This window comes from Haloferax sp. S1W (assembly GCF_044593955.1).
Classification (GTDB): Archaea; Halobacteriota; Halobacteria; order Halobacteriales; family Haloferacaceae; genus Haloferax.
On sequence record NZ_CP172595.1, the window covers coordinates 1,287,560 to 1,310,923 of the forward strand.

23 protein-coding genes are annotated in these 23,364 nt (G+C 61.5%); 12 read left to right on the forward strand and 11 right to left on the reverse strand.

The features are described from left to right. Positions 1–130: 130 nt before the first annotated feature. The 6 genes from cheY to ACH9L7_RS06795 all read left to right on the forward strand — a co-directional run bounded on the left by cheY (position 131) and on the right by ACH9L7_RS06795 (position 6,778). A complete protein-coding gene (gene cheY, locus ACH9L7_RS06770) occupies positions 131–499 on the forward strand; it encodes a chemotaxis protein CheY (protein WP_007539578.1) in 369 nt (122 codons plus the stop codon). Continuing rightward, a complete protein-coding gene (locus tag ACH9L7_RS06775; protein WP_396612961.1) occupies positions 496–1,683 on the forward strand; it encodes a chemotaxis protein CheC in 1,188 nt (395 codons plus the stop codon). The genes cheY and ACH9L7_RS06775 overlap by 4 nt, the downstream gene beginning before the upstream one ends. A 24-nt stretch (positions 1,684–1,707) precedes the next feature. Continuing rightward, positions 1,708–2,217, forward strand: a complete 510-nt coding sequence (locus tag ACH9L7_RS06780; RefSeq protein WP_396612962.1) for a chemotaxis protein CheD — start codon at positions 1,708–1,710, stop codon at positions 2,215–2,217. A 193-nt stretch (positions 2,218–2,410) separates the two neighbouring features. Continuing rightward, positions 2,411–4,813: a methyl-accepting chemotaxis protein gene (locus tag ACH9L7_RS06785; protein WP_396612963.1), complete on the forward strand. Its 2,403-nt coding sequence runs from the start codon at positions 2,411–2,413 to the stop codon at positions 4,811–4,813. A gap of 295 nt (positions 4,814–5,108) precedes the next feature. Then, positions 5,109–5,609: a FlaD/FlaE family flagellar protein gene (locus tag ACH9L7_RS06790; protein WP_396612964.1), complete on the forward strand. Its 501-nt coding sequence runs from the start codon at positions 5,109–5,111 to the stop codon at positions 5,607–5,609. A gap of 101 nt (positions 5,610–5,710) precedes the next feature. After that, positions 5,711–6,778 carry a hypothetical protein gene (locus tag ACH9L7_RS06795; RefSeq protein ID WP_396612965.1) on the forward strand — a complete coding sequence of 356 codons (1,068 nt, stop codon included), beginning with the start codon at positions 5,711–5,713 and terminating at the stop codon, positions 6,776–6,778. 32 nt (positions 6,779–6,810) lie between these two features. Here the strand turns inward: ACH9L7_RS06795 and ACH9L7_RS06800 are convergent, their stop codons facing one another. Then, positions 6,811–8,901, reverse strand: coding sequence for a histidine kinase N-terminal 7TM domain-containing protein (locus ACH9L7_RS06800; RefSeq protein WP_396612966.1), 2,091 nt, complete (start codon positions 8,899–8,901; stop codon positions 6,811–6,813). 267 nt (positions 8,902–9,168) lie between these two features. Here ACH9L7_RS06800 and ACH9L7_RS06805 point away from each other — a divergent pair, with 267 nt between their 5' ends. Further along, a complete protein-coding gene (locus ACH9L7_RS06805; protein WP_396612967.1) occupies positions 9,169–9,612 on the forward strand; it encodes a FlaD/FlaE family flagellar protein in 444 nt (147 codons plus the stop codon). A gap of 17 nt (positions 9,613–9,629) precedes the next feature. On the opposite strand, the gene ACH9L7_RS06810 is transcribed toward ACH9L7_RS06805, so the two are convergent. Continuing rightward, a complete protein-coding gene (locus tag ACH9L7_RS06810; protein WP_396612968.1) occupies positions 9,630–10,772 on the reverse strand; it encodes an acyl-CoA dehydrogenase family protein in 1,143 nt (380 codons plus the stop codon). A 160-nt stretch (positions 10,773–10,932) separates the two neighbouring features. On the opposite strand from ACH9L7_RS06810, the gene ACH9L7_RS06815 reads away from it, so the two are divergent. Further along, positions 10,933–11,370 carry a universal stress protein gene (locus ACH9L7_RS06815; protein WP_396612969.1) on the forward strand — a complete coding sequence of 146 codons (438 nt, stop codon included), beginning with the start codon at positions 10,933–10,935 and terminating at the stop codon, positions 11,368–11,370. A 38-nt stretch (positions 11,371–11,408) separates the two neighbouring features. Continuing rightward, the gene (locus ACH9L7_RS06820; protein ID WP_396612970.1) at positions 11,409–12,206 is read left to right on the forward strand and encodes an RIO1 family regulatory kinase/ATPase; all 798 of its coding nucleotides are present in this window, start codon (positions 11,409–11,411) and stop codon (positions 12,204–12,206) included. A gap of 68 nt (positions 12,207–12,274) precedes the next feature. On the opposite strand, the gene ACH9L7_RS06825 is transcribed toward ACH9L7_RS06820, so the two are convergent. Genes ACH9L7_RS06825 through ACH9L7_RS06845 form a run of 5 tightly spaced genes read right to left on the reverse strand, consistent with a single transcriptional unit; the run spans position 12,275 to position 17,246 of the window. Then, positions 12,275–13,012 carry an ABC transporter ATP-binding protein gene (locus ACH9L7_RS06825; RefSeq protein WP_396612971.1) on the reverse strand — a complete coding sequence of 246 codons (738 nt, stop codon included), beginning with the start codon at positions 13,010–13,012 and terminating at the stop codon, positions 12,275–12,277. Further along, positions 13,009–13,818 (reverse strand): ABC transporter ATP-binding protein, encoded by an 810-nt coding sequence (locus tag ACH9L7_RS06830; RefSeq protein ID WP_396612972.1) that lies wholly within the window; start codon positions 13,816–13,818, stop codon positions 13,009–13,011. The genes ACH9L7_RS06825 and ACH9L7_RS06830 overlap by 4 nt, the downstream gene beginning before the upstream one ends. Further along, the gene (locus ACH9L7_RS06835; RefSeq protein WP_396612973.1) at positions 13,815–14,957 is read right to left on the reverse strand and encodes a branched-chain amino acid ABC transporter permease; all 1,143 of its coding nucleotides are present in this window, start codon (positions 14,955–14,957) and stop codon (positions 13,815–13,817) included. Before ACH9L7_RS06835 ends, ACH9L7_RS06830 begins: the two co-directional genes overlap by 4 nt. Beyond that, the gene (locus tag ACH9L7_RS06840) at positions 14,954–15,895 is read right to left on the reverse strand and encodes a branched-chain amino acid ABC transporter permease (RefSeq protein WP_396612974.1); all 942 of its coding nucleotides are present in this window, start codon (positions 15,893–15,895) and stop codon (positions 14,954–14,956) included. The genes ACH9L7_RS06835 and ACH9L7_RS06840 overlap by 4 nt, the downstream gene beginning before the upstream one ends. A 49-nt stretch (positions 15,896–15,944) precedes the next feature. Further along, positions 15,945–17,246, reverse strand: a complete 1,302-nt coding sequence (locus ACH9L7_RS06845; protein WP_396613236.1) for an ABC transporter substrate-binding protein — start codon at positions 17,244–17,246, stop codon at positions 15,945–15,947. 183 nt (positions 17,247–17,429) lie between these two features. On the opposite strand from ACH9L7_RS06845, the gene ACH9L7_RS06850 reads away from it, so the two are divergent. Next, on the forward strand, positions 17,430–18,269 hold the full coding sequence (locus tag ACH9L7_RS06850; protein WP_396612975.1) for a proline dehydrogenase family protein: 840 nt from the start codon (positions 17,430–17,432) through the stop codon (positions 18,267–18,269). 15 nt (positions 18,270–18,284) lie between these two features. Here ACH9L7_RS06850 and ACH9L7_RS06855 read toward each other — a convergent pair whose 3' ends face one another. After that, the gene (locus tag ACH9L7_RS06855; RefSeq protein WP_396612976.1) at positions 18,285–19,004 is read right to left on the reverse strand and encodes a helix-turn-helix domain-containing protein; all 720 of its coding nucleotides are present in this window, start codon (positions 19,002–19,004) and stop codon (positions 18,285–18,287) included. A 154-nt stretch (positions 19,005–19,158) separates the two neighbouring features. On the opposite strand from ACH9L7_RS06855, the gene ACH9L7_RS06860 reads away from it, so the two are divergent. After that, positions 19,159–20,682, forward strand: a complete 1,524-nt coding sequence (locus ACH9L7_RS06860) for an aldehyde dehydrogenase family protein (protein ID WP_396612977.1) — start codon at positions 19,159–19,161, stop codon at positions 20,680–20,682. A 445-nt stretch (positions 20,683–21,127) separates the two neighbouring features. Here the strand turns inward: ACH9L7_RS06860 and ACH9L7_RS06865 are convergent, their stop codons facing one another. Genes ACH9L7_RS06865 through ACH9L7_RS06875 form a run of 3 tightly spaced genes read right to left on the reverse strand, consistent with a single transcriptional unit; the run spans position 21,128 to position 22,063 of the window. Continuing rightward, positions 21,128–21,562: an SRPBCC family protein gene (locus ACH9L7_RS06865; RefSeq protein ID WP_396612978.1), complete on the reverse strand. Its 435-nt coding sequence runs from the start codon at positions 21,560–21,562 to the stop codon at positions 21,128–21,130. Between the two features lie 43 nt (positions 21,563–21,605). Then, positions 21,606–21,830 (reverse strand): hypothetical protein, encoded by a 225-nt coding sequence (locus ACH9L7_RS06870; protein WP_396612979.1) that lies wholly within the window; start codon positions 21,828–21,830, stop codon positions 21,606–21,608. A 50-nt stretch (positions 21,831–21,880) separates the two neighbouring features. Beyond that, positions 21,881–22,063, reverse strand: coding sequence for a hypothetical protein (locus ACH9L7_RS06875; protein ID WP_396612980.1), 183 nt, complete (start codon positions 22,061–22,063; stop codon positions 21,881–21,883). A gap of 119 nt (positions 22,064–22,182) precedes the next feature. Here ACH9L7_RS06875 and ACH9L7_RS06880 point away from each other — a divergent pair, with 119 nt between their 5' ends. Further along, positions 22,183–23,364 (forward strand): LEA type 2 family protein, encoded by a 1,182-nt coding sequence (locus tag ACH9L7_RS06880; RefSeq protein WP_396612981.1) that lies wholly within the window; start codon positions 22,183–22,185, stop codon positions 23,362–23,364.

The window sequence follows — 23,364 nt, forward strand, 5'->3', positions numbered from 1 at the left end:
ACTCTCTCTGTTGTCGACTACTCACAATCGCCCGACGAGAGGAGGGTCCTCGGCCACCGACTTAAGTGTTGTATCAGCCTTGATAATGGGGTGGAAGGGTTTATAGTGTGATTTTTGGAAAGTGGGAGGTATGGCAAGCAAGGTACTGGTCGTGGACGACTCTGCGTTCATGCGGAACCTCCTGAAGCAGCTTCTCGAGGGTGAACACGAAGTCGTTGGCGAGGCCGAAAACGGCGTCGAAGCGGTCGAACTCTACCGTGAGCTCGAGCCCGACGTCGTCACAATGGACGTTGTGATGCCGATTCGGAATGGCATCGAAGCGACCTCAGAAATCAAATCTCTGGACTCCAACGCGTCTGTCATCATGTGCACGTCGGTTGGACAAGAAGAGAAGATGCGCGAGGCTGTCGAGGCGGGTGCTGACGGATACATCACCAAACCGTTCCAAAAACCCAACGTCCTCCAGGCTATCGCGGATGTCATCCAGGCAGAGGCATGAATCTCGACGTACGGTCGCTTCGAACGTTTAGTCGTCTTGCCCACTCGGGCGCAGAGAAAGCCGCGAGCTCGATGACGACCCTCGCTGGTATCGACACGTACGTCAACGTCACCAAGGTCGAACTTGGGACGAAGACCGATGTCGAACAGGAGTTCTCCGAGCGGGAACTCGTGAGCGTTCACATCGGGTTCAGCGGCGGCCTCGAAGGACGGACCGTTCTCGCGTTCTCTCCCGAATCAGCCGAGCGTCTCGTCGACGCGCTGATGCCGGGTATGGAGGGTGCCGAGACGGGCAGCGAACTCGCGACGAGCAGTCTGAAAGAAGTCGCGAACATCATGCTGGGCGGGTTCATCGACGGGTGGGCCGACTACCTCAACACGTCTATCGACATCACGACGCCCACCTACGTAGACGACAACAGCGACGGCCCACTGGCGGACCTCGAATCCGACGGCTTCGAACACGAAGGTGACAACGAACACATCCTCGTGTTCCGCAACCAACTGGAGGCCGCGGATGACGCAATCGAGTTCGACCTCTACATGGTGCCGTCACCCGAGTCCATCGGGACGATTGTCGAAGCTAGCGGCCAGAAAGGCGCACTTCCGGTCCAATCGTTCGCCGCGTTCTCCGAGATGATTTCGGACGGCGCGAATCAGGCGTCGGCAGACATCACCGCGATGACCGGCATCGACACGACTGTCGAAGTGAGCCGGATGAGCTTCGTGCCAATCGAGGGAGTCCCGATGTCGTTGACGGATTCCGTCCGTCGAGGTGTTGTCTTGGAGTTCTCCGGGACGCCGAGTGGCTACATCGCCATCCTGTTCGACGAACCGTCTGCGGACAACATAGCGAGTTCCCTCCTTCCGGGCATGGAGGGGGACGAAGCGATGCGACAGAGCGCAATTCAGGAAATCGGGAACATCGTCACGTCGGGCTTCCTCGATGGATGGGCAAACGCGCTCGGGACGACCATCGACATCTCGCCCCCGACGCACGTCCACGATATCGGGTCGGCTATCGTCGACCCGCTCGCGACTGACCTCGCACAGTCACAGGAGTACGCATTCCTCATCGACTCGACCATCCGAACGGACGACGACGAGTTTACCTGCGACATCTACGCGCTCCCCAACGAAGAGGAGCTCAGAAAGGCGCTCAAGCAACTCTCACCCGCGGTTTGAAACTGCCGCAGAGGCACCCCAAGTATGCAAGTCTACACCACGGACACCACGTCCGTCCATTCGGCTCGAATCAAAGTGGGAATCGCGGATTACGCCGCCGCTACTGACGGAAATACGTTGACGACAAGCGGTCTCGGTTCCTGTATCGGTGTCGCCCTGCACGACCCCGAGGCGGGCATTTCCGGACTCGCTCACGCGATGCTTCCGGAGTCCGACGGCGACGGCGACCCGGCGAAGTTCGCTGACACGGGCATTGAGTCACTCCTCACCGAAATGCGAACTGCCGGCGCTGACACCTCACGTATCGTCGCGAAACTCGCGGGCGGAAGCGCAATGTTCGATTTCGCGTCGACAGACGGTGGGAAGTCAATCGGTGAGCGAAACGTCGACACGGCGCGAAAGACGCTCGAAAAACACGGCATCGACATTGTCGCAGAGGACGTCGGCGGCTCACACGGGCGGTCGCTCGAACTCGACGGCGAGACGGGTAACCTTCGCGTTCGGAGCGCCAAAACCGGCGACCAGACGCTCTGAGGAGCTTCCAGAACCGAGGCGAACGGTCGGTCGACTCCTGCTATTCTTCTTGATTTTCTATCCTGTAACACCGCTAGTATCTGGGCTGTGACGTGCCACTATCGCGTATATTGTACCCTCTGCAGTAGTGTCTGAATATCTACTTTGATATTCGAATGCCAATCTTTTACTCTGTATTGAGTAACGGTATGGCATGCCCAAGCAAACGCTCGCGCGCGTGCGCGAGAAAGCATTCAATCTCGTCCCGGTATCAATCACAGACGCGACCGGACGCGTCACGTCATCTATCTCGTCGCTCGTTCCGTCGTGGGTCGAAGAAAGCTACGCCCGCAAACTCGCCGCAGCGTTCATCGTGGTACTCCTGTTGTTCGCGGGGTTCGCTGCGTTCGAGTACCAGTCGACGGCGACGCAAGTCCAAGAGAGCGTACAGCGAGATGTCGCTCAGACGGCCGAACTACAGGCGACACAGCTACAGACGTGGATGGAACAACACAGGGAGACGGCGCGATTGCTCTCTGCGTACTCCATATACGAGGTCGAAGACCCGAAGACGCTCAATTCTATTCTTCGCGACGAACTGGCGAAACTCCCGCTCGGGTACGTCTCTCTCCACTACGTCGATACGAGAACCGGGTCCGTCGTCGCGAGTTCGAATGAAGATGCGATCGGGACGACTCCGTGGGACGACACGACACTCGTCTCCGACGTCGGGTCGAGTTTCGGAGACACGGTCTTGACTTCGACTCCGTACCGGAACCGCGACGGGACGAAAGTCATCGCCTTCGCGTCGAAGGTCGACAGGCGACAGTCGCGGGCACTCGTCGTCACGGCGGAGGTTTCGTCGCTCAGTTCGACTTTCACGACTGCAATCGACGGCGCGTTCGTGCAGGTCGTCTCCCCCGACGGCACGGTCTTTTTCGACGGTCGCGAGGCCGACACGAGCACCACGTACGCCGACCAAAACGCCTCGTTCATCGACGCGGCGGCGAGCGGGAAGTCCGGCGTGGTCGAACGCGGGGCTAACAGCGTCGTCGAGACGCGTCACCTCGTCGCCTACGCACCCGCGGACGCCGATGCAATCGTCCTCGTTCACGCGCCGACCGCCAGCGCTTACGCCTTACAACGGACAGTCGGTGGGCACGTCCTTCTCATCGTCGGCATCGCGATTCTCTCGTTGAGCACGGTCGGGGTCGTCCTTCACCGAATCACGGTTCGGCCGCTCGACGCACTCGCGCGGAGCGTGACCGCGATTCGCGAGGGGCGGACCGACGTCGCACTCGACGCCGACCGCCGCGACGAGTTCGGGGCAGTTATCGACGGCGTGACGGCGATTCGAGCGGACCTCGTCGCTCGAAAGGACATCGCGCGGCGACACCGAAGCGTCCTCGAACGCGCCGCCGAGGGCGACCTGACCAGTCGGATGGACGAAGCAGTCGAGAGCGACGTGCTCGCGACGCTCGCAGTGGAGTACAACAACACGATGGACGAACTCGAAGCGACGATTTCCAAGACAGGGGCGTTTGCCGACGACGTTGCAGACCTGAGCGAAGAGGTTGCGGCGAGCGCCGAACAGGTCAACGCTGCGAGTCAGGAAGTCTCGACCTCCATTGAGCAAATCTCGGCCGGTGCGGCCGACCAGACCGACGAACTCCGTCGCATCTCCGAGGAGGTAAACGCACTTTCAGCGTCCATCGAGCAGATTGCCGCGTCGGCCGACGAACTTGCGACCCTCTCTCGGAAGACTGCCGACCGCGGAGACGAGGGTGCAACTGCTGCGACTGCCGCGCTCTCTGGTCTCGACACTATCAGAGACGAAACTTCAGAGACCGTCTCCGAGGTGAACCAACTGGCGAGTCGCATCGACGAAATCGACGAAGTCGTCGAACTCATCCGCGACGTGGCCGACCAGACCAGTCTCCTCGCACTCAACGCCAACATCGAGGCGGCGCGGGCAGGCGAGGCGGGAGACGGATTCGCCGTCGTTGCGAACGAAGTCAAGCAACTCGCCGAAGAGACGAAAGCCTCCGCCGAGGAGATATCCGCCCACGTCGAGGAACTCGACGCGCAGCGGGCAACTGTCATCGACCGGGTGTCCTCGATGGAAGCGGAAGTCGAGTCAGGAACCGAGGATGTCGAGCAGGCACTTGCCGCCCTCGACGACGTGGTAGCCCACGTCGAAGACCAGCACGCGAGTGTACAGGAAATCTCCGATGCGACTGGCGGGCAAGCAGAGAGTTCACAGGACGTGCTTGCGCTAACCGACGAGGTTGCGAACATCTCGGAGGAAGTGACGAGCGAGTCGTCTTCAGTCTCCGCGGCGGCCGAAGAACAGACGGCCACGCTCACCGAGGTCACGGGACACGTTCGGTCTTTGACCGACGAGACGCGGGAACTCGCACAGATGCTCGGTCGGTTCGAGGTCAGCACAGCGGAAGCCGTGCAGTCCGAGTCATCCCGACCGGAACTTGACTCGGACAAAGCCGAAGAGACTCCGGCCAACGTCGAGGAGGCCCCGACCAACGCCGAGGAGGCCCCAGCCAATGTCGAGGAGGCTCCTGCAGCGGATGGTGGGGATGTTCACGACGAGGCAGAGTAACGGGCCGCGAGGGCGTCAGGGTGGGAATACACAGCGTCTACTCGACTGACGCGTTCCCGACCCAACTAACGATTAGCCATCACTCAACTATCGTCTCCATCAACCTGACCAATGTCCATCCCACCAACCCGATTATCACATCCGATAGTAGTTCGGGTAATTTTATATCACCGCCTTCGAATCGGGTAAACGACACGGTACGACGAACGCGTGTGACACCACGGACGGCGCGTTGCGCCATCCAACCCGAGTCGGGGGACTTGGGGGTCGTACCGTCGCCGTACGAGGTGACTCTATGTACTTGGACCCGGACGACTACGACGCGCACGAACTCCGACGCATCGCCCGTGATACGCATCGTTCCCGAAACGGGAACGAAAACCGGCTAGACAGCCGTAGCCCATTCCGATTCGACAATCCACTCTTCGACCGAAGCCGAAAACCGGCGTCGGAGGCGCTCCGTTCGAGTCAACTCGAACAGTTGCTTCTCCACCAGTCGCGCAGCGAAGACGACAGTGTTACGAAGCCGTATCTCCGGTCGCTTCCCGACAAGTACGGAGCCGAGCGCGTCGTCTTCGACTGGCTCGAATTCCTCGTCCTCAAAGGCGGCTTCAAGCGCGCTATGGACGCATTGCAGTACTACCAGACTGTCGGATGGCTCACACCTGATGTAGAAGAAAAACTCCGTGACTACCTGCTTGGCTTCTCCGCAGACGTCGAGGACCCGACCGAACTCGACGTCGACGACCACCTCCTCAGCCTGGTCTACGTCGCACGACTCGCGTCGATGGTCTAGTTTCTGAGTCCGGGTCAAGTGTCATTCAAACCTATAGTTACTACTTTGACATATTATCACTCACCGATACATCTTTGGCAGTTGCGTCTGGGTGATAACGTATGGCAGACGAGTCTGAACAATCTGATGCATTCGACACTGACGGTGGACCGGTCCCCATCGGTGTAAAACTCGGGAGCACCCGTACCGTTCTCGCATACCCGGACGAAAACGGCGGTGTCGAGACGGTGAGGACGCTTACCTGCCTCGCGACGTACGAAGATGCACTCACTGGCGACCAGCGAGTGCTGTACGGCGAAGAAGCGGCCCGGCAGTACCCGGACCGCGTACAGTTCATGCTCCGCTCTGGACTTCCGGAAGACGCCGACAGGGCGGACCTCACGAAGCAGTTCTTCGAGGAACTCTGTCACAGTCGTGACCTCCCCGAAGACAGCGCCGTGGTGTACGCCATCCCGACTATCGACAACGCGCGTGGTCTCTCGAATCTCAACGACGTTATCGAGGGAAGCAGCATCGGCGGTGAACTCGTCCGAAGCTTCCCGGAGTCGCTCTGCGGTGCAATCCCCGCGACGGGCGAGAACCTCGAAGCCATCGACGAGATATTTATCGCCGTCAACCTCGGGTCGACGAACCTCGAAGCGTGCGCCTACCGGCACGGCGAACAGCTCTCCCCGTTCGTCTCCGGTGCGGCAACCGGAAACGAGGTGGACCGCCAAATCGCGAACGCGGTCGAAGAAGAGACGCAGGGCCGCGTCAACATCGACCTCACTACCGCTCGGGAGTACAAAGAAGAACACGCCGACTTCGACTCGTTCGAGGCGTTCACCGACATCATCCAACAACCGGGCGGCGGCTCTCACGAGTTCACCATCGAGCGGAGCGTCATGGAACCGCTCGACGACTACCTCGACCAGGTCATCGACGAACTCGCCAACAACTTCCTCTCGGAACTCGCCAACGCCCACATGAAGCCGTACCAACTCGCGCTCTCGCGACCAATCGTCCTCACGGGCGGGATGTCGTGTATCCCCGGGCTGGTCGACGAGTTCGAAGCCCGTCTGAGCGAGGAACTCGGACGCGACATCGAGGCAGTCGCCGCCGAGCGCTCCGACCTGGCCGCGGCCGAAGGCGCGTACCGCATCGCGTCGCGATTGGCGAATAATTCCTGAGGAGAACGGACCGCCGACACCGCTTTTTCCGGTTAGTCAGACTCGACAGTCGCCGGTTCAGCAGCCTTTGCGGTTCCGTCTACACTCCGTAGACTGACGATAGCAACCGTGCCTCTGGGCTCGTTTTCGACGAACCGGAGTCGGCCCTGCGACCGGTCGACAATCCACCGAACGAGCCACAGACCAAGCCCACTGATGTGCTGTAGCGGCGTCTCGGTTCCGGATTCGAGGACCGAGAGTTCGGCGTCGGGAATGCCGGGACCGTTGTCCTCGATGTGAATTTCGACGAAGTCGCCGGAGGGTGATGCCGGTTCGACGAAGACGCTCACCTCGGGAAGCACCCGGTCGTTGTGCTCGATGGCGTTGTCGATGAGGTTCTTGATGGCCGACCCGACGAGGTCGTCGGCGTAGACCCACTGTTCGTCGGGCAGGTCGCGGCGAACGATTGCCTGCGGGTAGTTCGCTTCGACGCCGTCGAGTTCCTTCTCAATTCGCCGGATGACTTCGACCTGTTCGAGTTCGGCGGTCCCCCGGTTGAGCGTGGTGTCGATGTGGCGGGTCTGTTCGCCCAGTTCGACCAGTGACGACGCCTTTCGCTTTATCGTCCGGGCGTGGTCTTTCGACTCTGCGGGAATGCGCTTGTCGAGAAGCAGGTCTGCGTGCCCGAGGATGACGTTCATGTCGTTGCGCAGGTCGTGCCGCAACACCCGGTTGAGCACCCGGAGGCGTTGTTCGTACCGATAGCGGTTGGTCACGTCGCGGGAGTTGAGAACGATACCGTTGACCGCAGGGTCGTCGAGGAGGTTGACGCCGACCGTCTCGAACCGTCGCCATGTCCCGTTTTTGTGGCGAACCCGAAACTCGGAACGAACGGGAGAGTCGCCCTCGATGACCTGCTGGAAGTCTTCGCGCGTCTGCTCCCGGTCGTCAGGGTGGACGAGTGGGAAAACCGACTCGTCGACGAGTGATTCGGGGCAGTACCCGAGCACGTCTTTGACGGACGGACTCGTGTACCGCCGAATCCCCTCTTCGTTGAGGACGGTAATGATGTCGCGGGAGTTCTCGATGAGAGCGCGAAACTCCTCTTCGGTCTGCCGTCGGTCGGTCACGTCGTGGAACACGAGCAACTTCGCCCGGTTCTGAGACTGTTCGTTGACCGACCCGGAGCGAACTTCGTAATAGCGTTTGTCGGTCCCTTCGCCGACTGCTGTCTCCACCCGGTCGCGGCCGTCGAGGACCTCACGGACTACGTCAGGCTGTTTTATCACGTCGAGGACGGGACGACCGATACACTCGGCCGCAGGTAACCTGAGAATAGACGTTGCCGACCCGTTCGACTCGACGACCCGCTCGTGGTCGTCGAGGACGACGACGGCGTCCCGCATCTCGGAGATGATTGCGTCGCGGGCGATGGGAGTCACGTCGAACAGTCGGTACCGAAACAGCGCCCACAGTATCACACTGGCGCTGATACCGAGCGACAGCGGGACAGAATCGACCGGCAGTCCCGGTTGCCAGAACAACTCCCACGCAAAGGCGAAAAGCGGGAGCAACGCCGTGCCCGTGAGAACCGCGGCCTGCCGTCGGTGAACGCCATCACTGCTCAGGAACGTCTTTCCGATGACGCTCACCCCGATGACCGAGGCAGCACCGACGTAGATAGCGTGGCCGACGAAAAGCGGGTCGGCATCGTTGATGAGCTTGGCCAGCGTACCCGCGCGGAGGAAGTCCGGCGGGACGAACAGCCCGTGAGACGTACTCGTCAGTGCGAGGGCGATAGCGACCGCCGGTTCGACCGCCAGAAACGCGACCATCCGGCGGGTCAGGAGTTGGTCTTCGCCAGCGTAGACGAGCGTGAAGACGAGCCAAAACGTCGGCAGCGTGGCCGCACCAATCCAGGCGATGCGCGCGTAGAATAGTTCCCCTCCGGAAGACTGTGAGAGTAACTGAAACCCGTACGCAGTTACCCAGAGCGCGCCGGACAGAGAAAGGAGGGCAAACGGAATTCGGACGCGGCGAGAGTAGAGGCGAAACCGGCCTAACACGACGACTGTGACGACTCCTGCGAGTACCCCAGAGGCGAACAGTGCATACAAAAACGGCGACTGTCCGAGAGTAGTCATGGGTGGGTCGTGCGATGCATATGTGTGTCTGGTCCGGTTTCGGGTCCGATGCGTCTCACATCGGGACGGTATGGAAGGTGTCTCTAGAGTGTGACTTAAGCAGTTCGCCCCCGTTATCAAAACTGATACTGTGTGAATCCGGTCACGGGTGGCGATTTTCCTTTCAAAACCATCACGTCTGAGTGATGTACCCCAAAATATCACGGGTGACTCCGTTCTCGCGGTAGCCCGAACGCTTAATTTGGAGAAACGCACACCCATCTTTGTATGCCGCTCGACCCACGCAAATACAACGTCAACGAGCTTCGCCACGCCGCCCACGGACGGAACCCGGCGGAGTTCGATTGGGTCGACGCACCGGTCGACAGGGAGTGGCACGATGTCGCCTACGAACGGCTGTTGGCTGCGACGGCGGAAGTCGCATCCGACGGTCGGCCGTACCTCGACTCGATACCTCACACACCGAGTGCAGAACAGGTACTTCTCGACTGGTGTGTCCACCTCGTAGAGCGACTCGGCGGCCGCGGGTCACTCGAGATGCTCTCGTACTACCGAGAAATCGGGTGGGTCGGCGACGATGCCTACGAAACGATTCGCGAACGGATTCTCTCGTTTACCGTTCCGATGGACTTCGAAGACGCGCCGACCGAAGAAGACCACGTCCAGAGCCTCTCGTACGTGCTTCGGCTGGCGTCGATGGAAGAAGAGTAATTTCTCGTCTGCGCTGGTTAGATGCCGAGGTTTCGGCCGATAACGAGGTGCTGTATCTCGCTCGTCCCCTCACCGATTTCCATGAGCTTCGCGTCGCGGTAGAACCGCTGCGGGGCGAAGTCCGTCGTGTACCCGTATCCGCCGAGGACCTGCACTGCGTCTTCGGCGACTTCGCGGGCCGCTTCACTGCCGTCTAACTTCGCAAGCGCGGATTCAAGCGAGACGCGCTCGCCCTGGTCGTACTTCGTCGCCGCCTTGTGGGTGAGCAGGCGTGCGCGCTCGGTCTTGCGGTACATCGAGACGAGTTTGTCGCGAATCGCGTCGAACTCGGAGATGGGCTGGCCGAACTGCTCGCGTTCGCCAGCGTACTTCTTCGCATGGTCGTACGCACCCTGTGCGAGACCGACCGACAGCGCCGCGATGGAGATGCGTCCACCGTCCAGCGTCTTCATCGTCTGCTTCCAGCCGTTGCCTTCCTCGCCGAGGAGGCGGTCCTCCGGAATCCAGCAGTCGTCGAACGAGAGTTCGCAGGTCGGCGAGCAGTTGAGACCGAGTTTGTCCCACACCGTCGTCACCTCGAAGCCGTCGTCGTTCTCCGGGTCGACGATGAACGTGGAGATGCCGTCGTATCCCGCACCGGGTTCGGTGACGGCTTTCACCAGCACTGACCCCGCGACGTTTGCGTTCGTGATGAACTGCTTCGTGCCGTTGAGGACGTAGCCGTCACCCTCGCGCTCGGCGGTGGTATCCATGTTACTCGCGTCGCTTCCCGAACCCGGTTCGGTGAGCGCCCACGCGCCCATGTGTTCGCCCGTTGCGAGTGGGCGGAGCCACTTTTCTTTCTGTTCGGGCGTCCCGAACATGTCGAGCGGCTTCGAGGCGAGGCTGACGTGCGCGGCGTACGAGAGGCCGATACCACCGGAGACGCGGCCGAGTTCTTCCACGACAAGTGCGTACATCAGTTGGTCGCCGCCGAGTCCACCGTACGCAGCGTCGACGGGGACGCCCATCACGTCCAGTTCGGCCAGTTGGTCGAAAATCTCCTGCGGGAAACGGTGTTCGTCCTCGATATCCTGTGCGATTGGCGCAATCTCCTCTTCACAGAATTCGCGAACGGTGTCGCGAATCATCCGGTGTTCGTCCGGAATGTCGAAATCCATGCTGGCAATTTTCGCGGTGCGAGACATAAAGTAATCGAACGACCATGTAGAATTCGTCGCGGTTGGTGGGCTGCGGCCGAATGAAGTCCCGTCTCCCGGTTCGGTCCCAGTCCACGGGAACAGCCAAACGTCTCTTTTGGTGTCGCCACGGAGATAGTGTATGTACAACCACATCCTCTTTCCCACCGACGGCAGCGACTGCGCCGACGAGGCGCTCGGCCACGCCATCGAGCACGCCCAGCAGTACGACGCGACAATCCACGCCCTCTACGTCGCCGACGTTCGCGATGTCGGCCACGCCGCACCAGCCATCTCGGGCGACCGAATTCGGCAGGCGCTGCTCGATAGCGGGAACGAGGTGCTCGAACGCGTCGCGAGTAAGGCACGAGAATCGGGTGTCACTGTCGAGACGACCGTTTCCGAGGGCACGCCCGCGAGCGTCATCCTCGACCACGCCGACCACGACGATATCGACCTCGTGGTGATGGGGACCCACGGCCGCAGCGGACTGGATAGATACCTGCTCGGAAGCGTCGCAGAGCGCGTCGTCCGCGGGTCGTCGGTCCCCGTATTGACGGTCAGACAAGACGACGAATAGCCCACGAGGTTAAGCCACCCCTCGTCTTACGAGGGTGCATGGACCTCCGCCAGCTCGTCCGCGGTCGTGTCGGGTGGCCTCGTCTGGAGGCGGTCGCCCGCGAACTCGCACGGCGATACGACCGCGACACTCTCTACATTCGTTTTCTGGAGGCAGACAACTGGCTTTCGACCCCGATGGTCGTCAACGACGAGTGGTTCGTGAAAGTCATCTCACGGCAGAACTCCATTGTCCACTCGGTTTTCACCACGGGGCGGAACCTCGGTGCGTTCTCCAGCGGCACGGAAGGGTTCTTCGAGCACTTCGGGACGCCCCTGCAGATGGCCGAACACGAACTCGAAGCGACGAAACATCTCCGGGACATCGGCTTGCAGGCACCAGCACCGGTCGAGGCCTTCGAAGTCGATGGACTCGGCGTCCTCGTCCTCGAATATCTCCCGCACTTCCACACCCTCGATTCGGCACCCCGAGACGAGGCCGTCTCGCTCGCGCCAGAACTGTTCGCGTCGCTCCGTCAGATGCACGACAACCACCTCGCTCACGGCGACCTCCGAGCCGAGAACGTCCTCGTCCGCGACGATGGCATCTACTTCATCGACGCGACGAACGTCAACGACGCGGGGATGCACGACGCCCGGTCGTACGACCTCGCGTGCGCACTCGCTGCGCTGGAACCACTCATCGGACCGAAGGAAGCGGTCGACGCCGCCGCAGAATCGTACGGAGCAGACGCGCTGCTCGACGCGGTCGATTTCCTCGACTTCGTCAACATCCGTCCCGACCACGACTTCGACGCCGCGGCGCTCAAAGGGCAGATAGAGAAACACGCGTCCTGACGCCTCGTTGGCGTCGACCACGCGAATTGCAAAAAGCAAAACGACGAGTCGGCGGTGGGGTGCGCCTCTTACAGGTCTTCGACGCCTTCGTAGTCCGCACCACCCATGTAGAGGCGCGAGACTTCGGGGTCGTCGAGGAGGCCGTCGGCGTCACCCTCGTAGGCGACTGTCCCCTGGTCGAGGACGTAGCCACGGTCGGAGATGGCCAGCCCCTCGCGGGCGTTCTGTTCGACCATCAGGACCGCTGTGCCGAGTTCGTTCACTTTCTGTACGTCTTCGAACACCGACTGCACGATGTTCGGCGCGAGACCGGCGGACGGCTCGTCGATGAGAAGCACTTCGGGTTCCATGACGAGCGCACGCGCGAACGCGAGCACCTGCCGTTGGCCGCCCGAGAGCGTCTTCGCCTTCGCGGTCCGCTTCTCGTCGAGAATCGGGAACTGGTCGTACAGTTCGGCAATTCGCTCGTCGAGCCCCTTGGGGCGGGCGACGCCACCCATCCGGAGGTTCTCCTCGATAGTGAGCGACGAGAACACGTTGTCGACCTGCGGGACGTAGCCCATGCCGATTCGGACGAGGTCCGCTGGGTCCTCGCCGGAGATATCCTTCCCGGCGAGGTTTACCGACCCGGTCCACGGTTTCAGGAGGCCGAAGACGGTCTTGAGAACCGTCGACTTCCCGGCCCCGTTCGGGCCGATGATACAGACGATTTCGTCCGAGTCGAGGTGGAGATTGAGGTCGCGGAGGACCTGTACTTCTCCGTACCCGCTGTCGACGCCGCTCACGTCGAGTGCTCGCTCCGTCATGGGCCAGCACCTCCGAGGTACGCCTCGATAACGCGGTCGTCCGTGCGAACCTCCTTCGGCGAGCCTTCCATCAGTACTCGCCCCTGGTCGAGGACGATGATGGGGTCGGCGAGGTCCATGATGAATGGCATGTCGTGTTCGATGATGAGGAAGGTCTGACCTTCATCGTTGAGTTCGCGGATGAACCGCTTGATGTCGTTTGCGAGCGTCGGGTTAACACCTGCGACCGGTTCGTCGAGAAGCAGGATGTCGGGGTTCGTCGTGAACGCCCGTGCCAACTCGACGAGTTTCAGTTGCCCGCCCGAGAGTTCCGTCGATGGCTGGTCGATGAGGTGGCTGATTTCGAAGCGTTCGAGCAACTCCTCGGCCTGTTCGAGGTTCGCCCGTTCTTCTCGGGTCACGTCGTCAGCCGAGAAGAAAAGCGGGAGAATCGACTCGCCGGTCTGTGGACCGGGGCCGACGAGCATCGCTTCGCGGACGCTCATCCCTTCGAGGCGACGCGGTGTCTGGAACGTGCGGACGAGTCCTTCGTGGGCGCGTTCGGGGGGAGACATGTCGCTCACGTCGGTCTCGTTGACGTGCACGCTTCCGGCGTCGGCCTCGTAGAACCCGGAGATGAGGTTGAACAGCGTGGACTTCCCCGCGCCGTTCGGGCCAATCATCCCCGTGATGGTTCCGCGTTCGACTTCGATGGACACGTCGTCGGTGGCGACGAGACCGCCGAACGCCTTCTCGAGTCCTCTGGTTTTCAACACCGGGTCGGTCTTTCCGAGGTGTGCGCCCTCGTAGACGCCGTTTTTGCTCATTGGTTCTCACCTCCGTCTGACGGTCCGCCCGACGTGGTGCCGTCTGTGACGACACCTCCGTCTGACGCAGCAGCACCGCGTTTCGCGGCAGCCGCCTCCCTCTGTGCGGACGGCCAGATGAGTTCGTCCTTCGGTGGGAGAAGCCCATCCTGCCGGTAGCGCATGATGAGGATGATGAGGGCGCCGACGAACAGCAAGCGAAGCGGTGCCACGTCGAGTCCGAGATTGCCGATGAAGGCAATGTCGTTGAGGAACCGCGTCCCCTCGCGGATGGCGATGACGACGGCCGCACCGACGACCGCCCCGCGGTTCGACCCGGTCCCGCCGAGGATGACGGCAATCCAGATGTAGAACGTCGTCAGGGGGACGAGGTCAGAGGGGTCGATGTAGAGGTTCAGATGCGAGTAGAACGCGCCGGCGATGGCCATGACGACGCTGCCGACGACGAACGCTTGCATCTTGAACCGGTAGGTGTCTTTCCCGAGCGCCTTCGCGAGGTCCTCGTCGGACCGAATCGTCCTGAGGACACGGCCCCACGGCGACCGGTGGATGCGCCGGAGGAACAAGTATACCAGCGCGAGGAGGACGACGATGATGCTCGCCGTCGTCGCGGCGTCGGTCAGCGGCAACCACGACAGGAGCGTCGGGATACCGCTGATACCGCTGGACCCTGCGGTCCACTGGCGTTCGTTCAGGATGATGAGGCGGATGACCTCCGCCAGTCCGAGACTGGCGATTGCGAGGTAGTCCTCGCGCAGGCGCAGCGTCGGAATGCCGATGAGTATCGCAACGAGCGCGCTCACGACGATGGCCGCGACGAAGCCAAAGACCGGGTGGAGACCCAGTCCGAGCGGCGAGTTCGGCGCGGTCAACAGCGCGGCGCTGTAGGCACCGAGCCCCCAGAAAGCAGCCACGCTGAAGTTGATGAGGCCCGCGTACCCCCACTGGACGTTGAGGCCCAGTGAGAGCAGCGCGTACATGCCGACCAGTGCAATCTGGAACAGCAGGAATCGCGGGCCGATGACGCCAGCGAAGACGCCGACGACGAGGAGCGCCGTGATGACGGCGAGCGACGCGAAGATGCGCCGCTCGCTCGGGTCACGCATGATGGTGTCGTTCACCCAGGTTGCAACGCTCATCCGCTCTCACCTACGATTCCGCTCGGTTTGACGAGCAAGATTGCGACCATGATGACGAATGCAACTGCAGCGGCGTACCGCGACCCGACCGGGATGATGCCCCACTGGTTGAACAGGGGGACGAGTTCGTGGACCATCCCGATGACGAGGCCGCCGAGCATCGCGCCGTAGACCGACCCGATACCGCCGAGGATGACGGCAGCGAACACGATGAGCAGGATGTCGAAGCCCATGCGCGGCCGGACGAGTTCTTCCAGACCGAGGAAGACACCGCCCGCGGCGGCGAGTGCACCGCCGATGAGCCACATAGCGATGATGACCTCGCGGGTTCGAATCCCGCTGACGCGTGCGAGTTCCGCGTTGTCCGCCGTGGCGCGCATTTTCCGGCCGAGGGTCGTCCGGGTGAGCGTCAGGTGTAGGCCCACCACAAGAACCGTCGCGAGGAAGACGACGACGAGGTTCCGCGGCGTGACTGCGACGCCGAGCGACTCGCGAATCCACGGAACTGGTCCCTGCCGAGCGACGCCGTACCGCTCGGCGTCGGACCCGAACGACAGGAAAATCAACGCCCGATAGACGAGCGCCACACCGATACTCGTGATGAGGAGCCCGATAGACCCGGAGTCTTTCATCGGGCGATAGATGATGCGGTCGGTGACGACGGCGATGACTGCTGCGGCGACCATCCCGAACACGAGTGCGAGGAAGAACCACAGCGGGAGGCCGAACAGGCCCATATCGCCGAGCATGGGTCGGAAGACTGCCACCGAAAACAACCCGGAGAACGCCCCGACGGTCATCAGGTCGCCGTGGGCGAAGTTCGCGAAGTCGGCGATGCTGTAGACTAACGACAGGCCGATGGCAGCGAGCACGATGATGCTCGAAAACACCACGCCGTTGACGATGTACTGGAAGGGGCTAATCTGGAGCGGAATCACGGCTCCACCCCCCTAGCAGCCAATTGGCGCGCGGTCCCTACGTGCATGTCTAGCTGGTGATGTAGTCGCCGAATTCGTAGCTGTGGTTCGAAACGTTGTAGACCTGGTAGAAGCCCGGCGGGTCGCCGTTCTCGTCGAGGTCGACTGGGCCACTGACACCCTGGTAGTTGATGTCGCTCGGCGAGCCACCGTCGCGGAGGATCGCAGCGGCTTCCTCGAAGTTGAACACTTCTTCGCCCTCTGGGCGGGTCACGTCGCGAACGACTTCGGAGAGTGCGTCCCTCGTGAATTCGCCAGCGGCCTCGATAGCGAGCGCGGCGACGGTGACGGCGTCGTAGGCGTACGCAGACCACACCGTCGGCGTCGTGTCGTAGGCCGATTGGAACGCGGAGACGAAGTTCTGGTAGTTCTCTTGGCCTTTCGGGGCGCTCTCTGTGATGCCCTTCATGCCGTCCATGCTACCTTCCGGCGTGTTCTTGACGATGGAGTCAGCGATAGTCGACTCGGCACCGTAGTAGTCGACCTGCGTGTTGTACCCCTGGTCGAACCCTTCGTTCGCCATCACGGTGAACTCGTTCGCGTAGGTGATGTACACCCACGCGGAGGCGTCCGTCGACGCCATCTCCGTGAGGATACCACTGTAGGACGACTGGCCCTGGTCGTGGGGCTGGTTGTAGGCGACGGTGCCGCCGAATTTGGATTCGAACGTCTCGGCGAACACGTCGGACAGGCCGGTCCCGTAGTCGTTGTTAATCCACGTGACAGCGACGGTGTCGTGGCCGTCGTCGCTTACGAGTTTGGCGAGTGCCTCCCCCTTCGCCGCCCCGGACGGGCTCATGCGGAGCAGTTCCGGACGCGAGGTCAGTTCGGGACTGGTACTGTTCTGGCTAATTTGGACGACGCCTGCGTCCTTCGTGACGCTGTCGTGGACGGCGATGGAGACGCCGGACCCGACAGACCCGATGAGAAGCGGAACGTCGTTCTGGTTGACGAGCTTCTGCGCTGCGCTGACGCCGCCCTGGTTCGTACTCTCATCGTCCTCGACGGCGATGTTGAGCGAGGCACCGTCGTCGCCGATTCCGACTTCGTTGACGGACTCGACTGCGAGCTTGCGACCGCGGGTGTTCCGCTCACCGTACGGTGCGAGCGACCCCGTGAGCGAGTCGACCATGCCGATGGTGTAGGAAGACGTGCTTCCGCCGTCGTCGCTTGCGGTCGTCGTCTCTTCGTCGCCACCGCCACCGCCGCCTGCTTCGGTGGTCGTGGTGGTTTCTTCGTCGCTCTCCAGACATCCTGCTGTTGCTCCCACGAGTGAGAGTCCAGACAGCTTCAGTAGCGTTCTACGGTCTATGTCTTGGTGTCCCATAACACAGAATCCTCAACGATTGTCGTAAATATACCTGTAACCGTCCATGGTCGGTGACCGTTGAAACCGCAGTGAGTCGGGCGTTTTTGTGTTTTGATTCGTGACTTTCTATGCAGAATAATTTGGTAGGGTCCCCCTTTAGGCTTACACTCAAATTAGACCGACTCGATGATACCCCCCATCGCGAATAACTTCGTGGCGGGTGAGACGGCCGACGATGCCCTCTCGCACGTCGAGTCGCTGAACCGTGACGGTATTTCTGGCATTCTGAACCTGCTCGGAGAACACTATGAAAACCGGCCCGGCGCGGACGCGGACGCAGACGCGTACGTCTCTCTCGTACAGCAACTCGGCGCGACGGACCTCGACGGTTGCATCTCTGTGAAGCCGTCACAGATTGGACTCGACGTGGGCGACGACGTCTTCCGCGAGAACCTCGACCGTATCGTCGAGGCGGCGAACGAAGAAGGCGTGTTCACGTGGGTCGACATGGAAGACTATACGACAACTGACGTGACGCTCGACGCTGTCGACGACCTCGGCCACCAGACTGACGGCAACGTCGGCGTCTGTGTGCAGGCGAACCTGAAGCGCACGCCCGACGACCTCGAACGGTTGGCGGCCGTCCCCGGGAAGGTCCGTCTCGTCAAAGGCGCGTACAACGAACCGGCCTCCGTCGCCTACAAGAAGAAGGCGAAAGTCGACGAGGTGTACCGCAACCTGCTCGAATACATGTTCACCGAGTTCGACGACGGTATCGCAGTCGGGAGCCACGACCCCGCGATGTTGTCCTACGCCCACGACCTGCACGACCAGTACGGCACGCCGTACGAGGTCCAGATGCTCATGGGTGTCCGCGAGGACGCACAGCGCGATATCGTTGCTGACGGGGTCGAGATGTGGCAGTACGTCCCCTACGGTGACAAGTGGTTCCAGTACTTCTACCGCCGCGTCCGTGAGCGCAAGGAAAATGCGCTGTTCGCGCTCCGCGCGGTCACCGGCCTCTAATCGAGACGCGCGTTCTTACTGGGGGTCCAGTAACTTCGCCTCCGCTTTCCGAAGGTGTTCGAGTAGCGTCGTCTTCGAAATGTCCATCTCTGCGGCGAGTTCTCGCGTCGATATCTCGCGCGGCCAGCGGTAGTATCCCTCGTCGCGGGCGAGTTCGAACGCCTTGCGTTGACTCCGCGTGAGCGTGTCTAATCGACGTCCACGCTCTGGTTCAGCCCCTTCTGTCGAGGAGATGGAATCGACGCGAATGTCGGCGTCGGTGCAGTCCATCACCGCATCGATGCGACCCTGAATTTCGCTCCGCTCTCCTGCGAACCAGACTTGCCACGTTTCGCGACCGCTTTCTATCTGCGTGGGCGCGCTGTGGACGAACCCCTGTTCGAGGAGCCGCGGACAAATCATGTCACTCGGGTCGTATTCGAGGAAGAACTCGCGTGCGACCGACCCCGGTGCAACGCGTCGGCCGCGGGGGTCGAATCGCTCTTGCAGTTCGAGTACGTCGCCTGTCAACTCGGAGTCGGCAATGGCGTCGAGTAGCATCTCGACTTCGTCGACTGAGTCGCCATACGCCGTGAAAAGCCCGTTTGCCCGTTCGACTCCCGCGGTCGGTGCGTCGTAGATTGCGTGTGCCAGTATGCCGCCGTTGTGCTCGTTTGTCGCCTCTATCGCCCAACAGTTTGGATGCCAGAGGTCGAGCGTCAGGCGCGTGCCTTGCCCTGCCATGCGCTCGCTCATAGGGACGCATTGTACGTGGGGATGTAAGTCATTGTCTATGGGAGGAAAACCGGATAGTCTTCGAATTGTGATGATAATACATCATACTAGAAAACGCTTCCCTCCCATGGGCGGTGACGGGGTTATTAATGTAAGTTCCGCAAATATCACCACTATGGCGCAGAACGTATATCAGCACTATATCAACGGCGAATGGGTAGACGGAAGCGGTGAGGAAACGTTCGAAAGCGAGAACCCGGCGACTGGTGAGACGCTGGCGACGTTCCGACGCGGAACACCGGAAGACATCGACGTGGCCATGGAGGCGGCCGACGAAGCGTTCGACGAGTGGCGCGAACTCTCTCACATCGACCGCGCGGAGTACCTCTGGGACATCTACCACGAACTGCGTGAGCGAACCGAGGAACTCGCAGAAATCGTGACGAAAGAGTGTGGCAAGGAGATTTCCGAAGGCCGCGCCGACGTCATCGAGGCCTACCACATGGTCGAATGGGCCGCGGGCGACGCCCGCCACCCCAAGGGCGACGTTATCCCGAGCGAAATCCCGAGTAAGGACGCGTACATGCGCCGCAAGCCCCGCGGCGTCGTCGGCTGTATCACTCCGTGGAACTTCCCGGTCGCAATTCCGTTCTGGCACATGGCCGTCGCGCTCGTCGAGGGCAACACGGTCGTCTGGAAGCCCGCCGAGCAGACCCCGTGGTGTGGTCAGATTATCGCCGAGATGTTCGAAGACGCTGGCATCCCGGACGGCGTGTTCAACATGGTGCAGGGCTTCGGCGACACCGGTGCCGCCATCGTCGACGACGAGCGCACCGACACGGTCCTCTTTACGGGGTCCGCCGAAGTCGGCCACGAAGTCGCCGCGAAGGTCGCTCAGCAACCCGGCACGCTCGCCGCGTGTGAGATGGGTGGCAAGAACAACATCGTCATCACGGAGAAGGCGGACCTCGACGTTGCCGTCCACTCTGCTGTGATGTCCTCGTTCAAGACGACCGGCCAGCGCTGTGTCTCCTCGGAGCGCATCGTCGTCCACGAGGAAGTCTACGACGAGTTCAAAGAGCGCTTCGTCGAACTCGCAAAGGACGTCTCCGTCGGCGACCCGCTCCGCGAAGACACCTTCATGGGCCCGCTCATCGAGGACGGTCACCTCGACAAGGTCCGAAGCTACGCCGAACTCGCAAAGAAGGAAGGCGTGAACGTCCTCGTCGACCGCACGGAACTCGACGACGACGAGATTCCCGAGGGTCACGAAGACGGCCACTGGGTCGGTCCGTTCGTCTACGAGGCGGACGCCAAGGAAGACCTCCGCTGTACGCACGAGGAGGTCTTCGGCCCCCACGTTGCGCTCCTGAAGTACTCCGGTGACATCGAAGAGGCAGTCGATATTCAGAACGACACCGAGTACGGTCTCGCCGGTGCCATCATCTCCGAGGACTACCGCCAGATCAACTACTACCGCGACCACGCGGAAGTTGGTCTCGCCTACGGGAACCTCCCGTGTATCGGTGCGGAAGTCCACCTCCCGTTCGGCGGCGTGAAGAAGTCCGGCAACGGCTACCCGTCGGCCCGTGAAATCATCGAAGCAGTCACCGAGCGCACCGCGTGGACGCTCAACAACTCGAAGGAAATCCGCATGGCGCAGGGACTCTCTGCGGACATCAAGACCAAAGACGAGTAACCACCACGCTCACTGCGGCCCCGCATTTTCATTCTTCGACGCTCGAACGTGAGTGGCGACGCCGGGTAACGCGAGTGCCAACGCTGAGACACAAGAGACGCCAGCGAGCAGCGGCGCTGGACGAGTGAACACCAGCGAAAGGGCGGAGGAGGAAGCCCTGTGGTCTCAGGTCACCCGTTGGCGAGGTGAGGTGAGACGAGGGTGGGAACGCCCCCACCGGGCCTGGGGGCGAGAAACGACGTGGCCACGTCGTTGGATGCCACAACGGACCCCGATACGTTGCGGCGGGTGCGGCGGATGTGGAGTCGCCGACGTCTGGCGAGAAAAGCGCCTATTGCGTCGGCGACTGTCGGTTAGGAGTGCGCGTTGATAAACCCACCGCAACACCCCGTCGTATGCCGGGTGAGAACTCGCGTCTCGTGGGTTCTCGGGGCGTGATACGGCCTCACGCGGTCGCTTCGAGGTCTTGTCTGAGTGCCGCTTCGAGGTTCCGAAGTTCGCGGTCGAGATTTCGCTCGAAGAACCTCTCGACGCCCGGCAGACGACCGTCGACGACGAACTCGTTTACCAACCGACAGCTACTGTCGTCGTCTGATTCGATAGTATGCTCGCCAGAGACGTGCATGACGCGCGACCGGCCGACAAACCGGACGTGGGTGGGCGGGTCAACGTCGACGTCCTCGGTTTCGACCGTGACTGTCGAGCGGACGAGTGGAATCGGCAGTTCGAGATACCACGTCGCGTGCCGCCCGTCGTCGGCGATGTCGAACCGATCGACCACGCTTATCGCGCCTGCTCGCTTTGCAGGGTCCGAGATAAACTCCCACACGCGCTCGCCGGGGGCGTCGAATTCGAACGTTCGTTTCACGCGGACGGTCATGGGGTACCCACGTCACTCCGGAGTAAAAAACCGCGGAATCGACCTAGCTGAGGGTGACACGCCACGTCGTCGAGCGGGCGCGACCCCACTTTTCGATTTCCACATCGTCGGACTTCTCTGCGAGTCGCGGCAGGCGCACGCCGACCTGCTTCGCCGTCAGACCGATGGCCTCTGCGATGTTCTTCGCGCGGAAGTAGCTTTCTCCGCGGCTGACACTCTCTTGGAGGTAAGTGAGAATGCGCTTTTCCTCGTCGGTAAACTCGTTCATCCTCGACTCGCCTAGGGAATGAGTCTTCTTAACGATTACCCGTCGAGACGCTACTGGAACGCGTGGGCTCCCGCGACAGCGAGGGACGCGGCAGCGATAGCCACGGCGAATCCAAGCGCCTTGGTCAGTTGGTCCGGTCCGCCGATCATCAAGCCAGCACCGACGAGCGTGAGCACACTAAAGAGCGCTGCAAAGCCGATGGATTTGTCCGATTTCACCGTCTTCGTCTCCATAATGGCGGGTTCGCGGGTGCCCACTTAGTTCATTCGACACCGTGTGCGTCGTGCGGGCACGTAGCAAAGTCGTCTTCGGCCGTTCGACCTTTGTACTACTACTCGTGTGAAACAGTACAATGGGATTCGTATCTGCGGTGCTGGGCGGACGCATTCGAATCGTACTCGTCGCACTCCTCGTCGTGGTCGGTGGCCTCGGTGGTGCGTACGCGATGGGCATTCTCGGCGCGCCAAGCGTCGATGGCATCGACAACCGATTCGCTGGCGTCAACGAGACGGCGACCGTTATCGAGACAGATGTTCGGGTCTCGAACCCGAACCCGATTTCGGCCACCCTCTCCGGGATTTCGGTCGATTACTCGGTGTCGATGAACGACATCCGGATGGCCAATGGGTCGAAAGCTGGCGTCTCGATTGGGAAGGGAACGACCGCGATTCCCCTTCGGACGACGCTCGCAAACGAACGTATCCCCGACTGGTGGGTCTCGCACATTCAGAACGGTGAGCACACGGACCTCGCTGTGAACGCCACGGTCACGTCCTCGACGCTCGGCCAGTCGTTCGAGGCACCCGAGATAACCCGGCCTATCGACACCGACCTCTTGTCGGCGTTCAACTCCACGGAGACGCGTGAAGTGAACGCGGACGCACCGGTTGTCTCCGACCCGGTTCTCTACATCAACGAGACGCGCGCCGAGTGGGGAGAGACCACCGAAGAGCAGACGGCACTGGACCTCACGTTCGTCGTCCACAACCCCAAGTCGTACCCCGTCGCAATCACCGAACTCGGATACGGCATCTCGATGAACGACGTGACGGTCGGAAACGGAACGACCGAGTCGGAGTACGTCATCCCGGCGAAGTCGACAGAGACCATCGAGGCGACCACCTACATCGACAACGAGAACCTCGACGAGTGGTGGGTGACTCACATCGAACGCAACCAGACGACCGACCTCCGCATCGAGTTCGACGCGAAGATAGACGCCGCTGGGTCGACGTTCACCGTCCCGCTCGACGCGCTGACCTACGAGAAAACCTTCGAGACGGACATCTTCGGCAACAAAGGCGACTCCGAGACGGGTGATTCGACTGCCGCAAACGGCGAGACGGCGACCGAGACGAGTCAGACCGGACAGACAACTACCGCTTCGGAGACTGACACCCAAACGACGACGGCAGAGGGACAAACCACGTCGTCCCCGACTGACTCACCGACACCGACGCCAACACCGACGACTACGGCGACGACCACGCAGTCTGAGTCGGGAACGACGACAACTGACGACGGATTGCTGTAG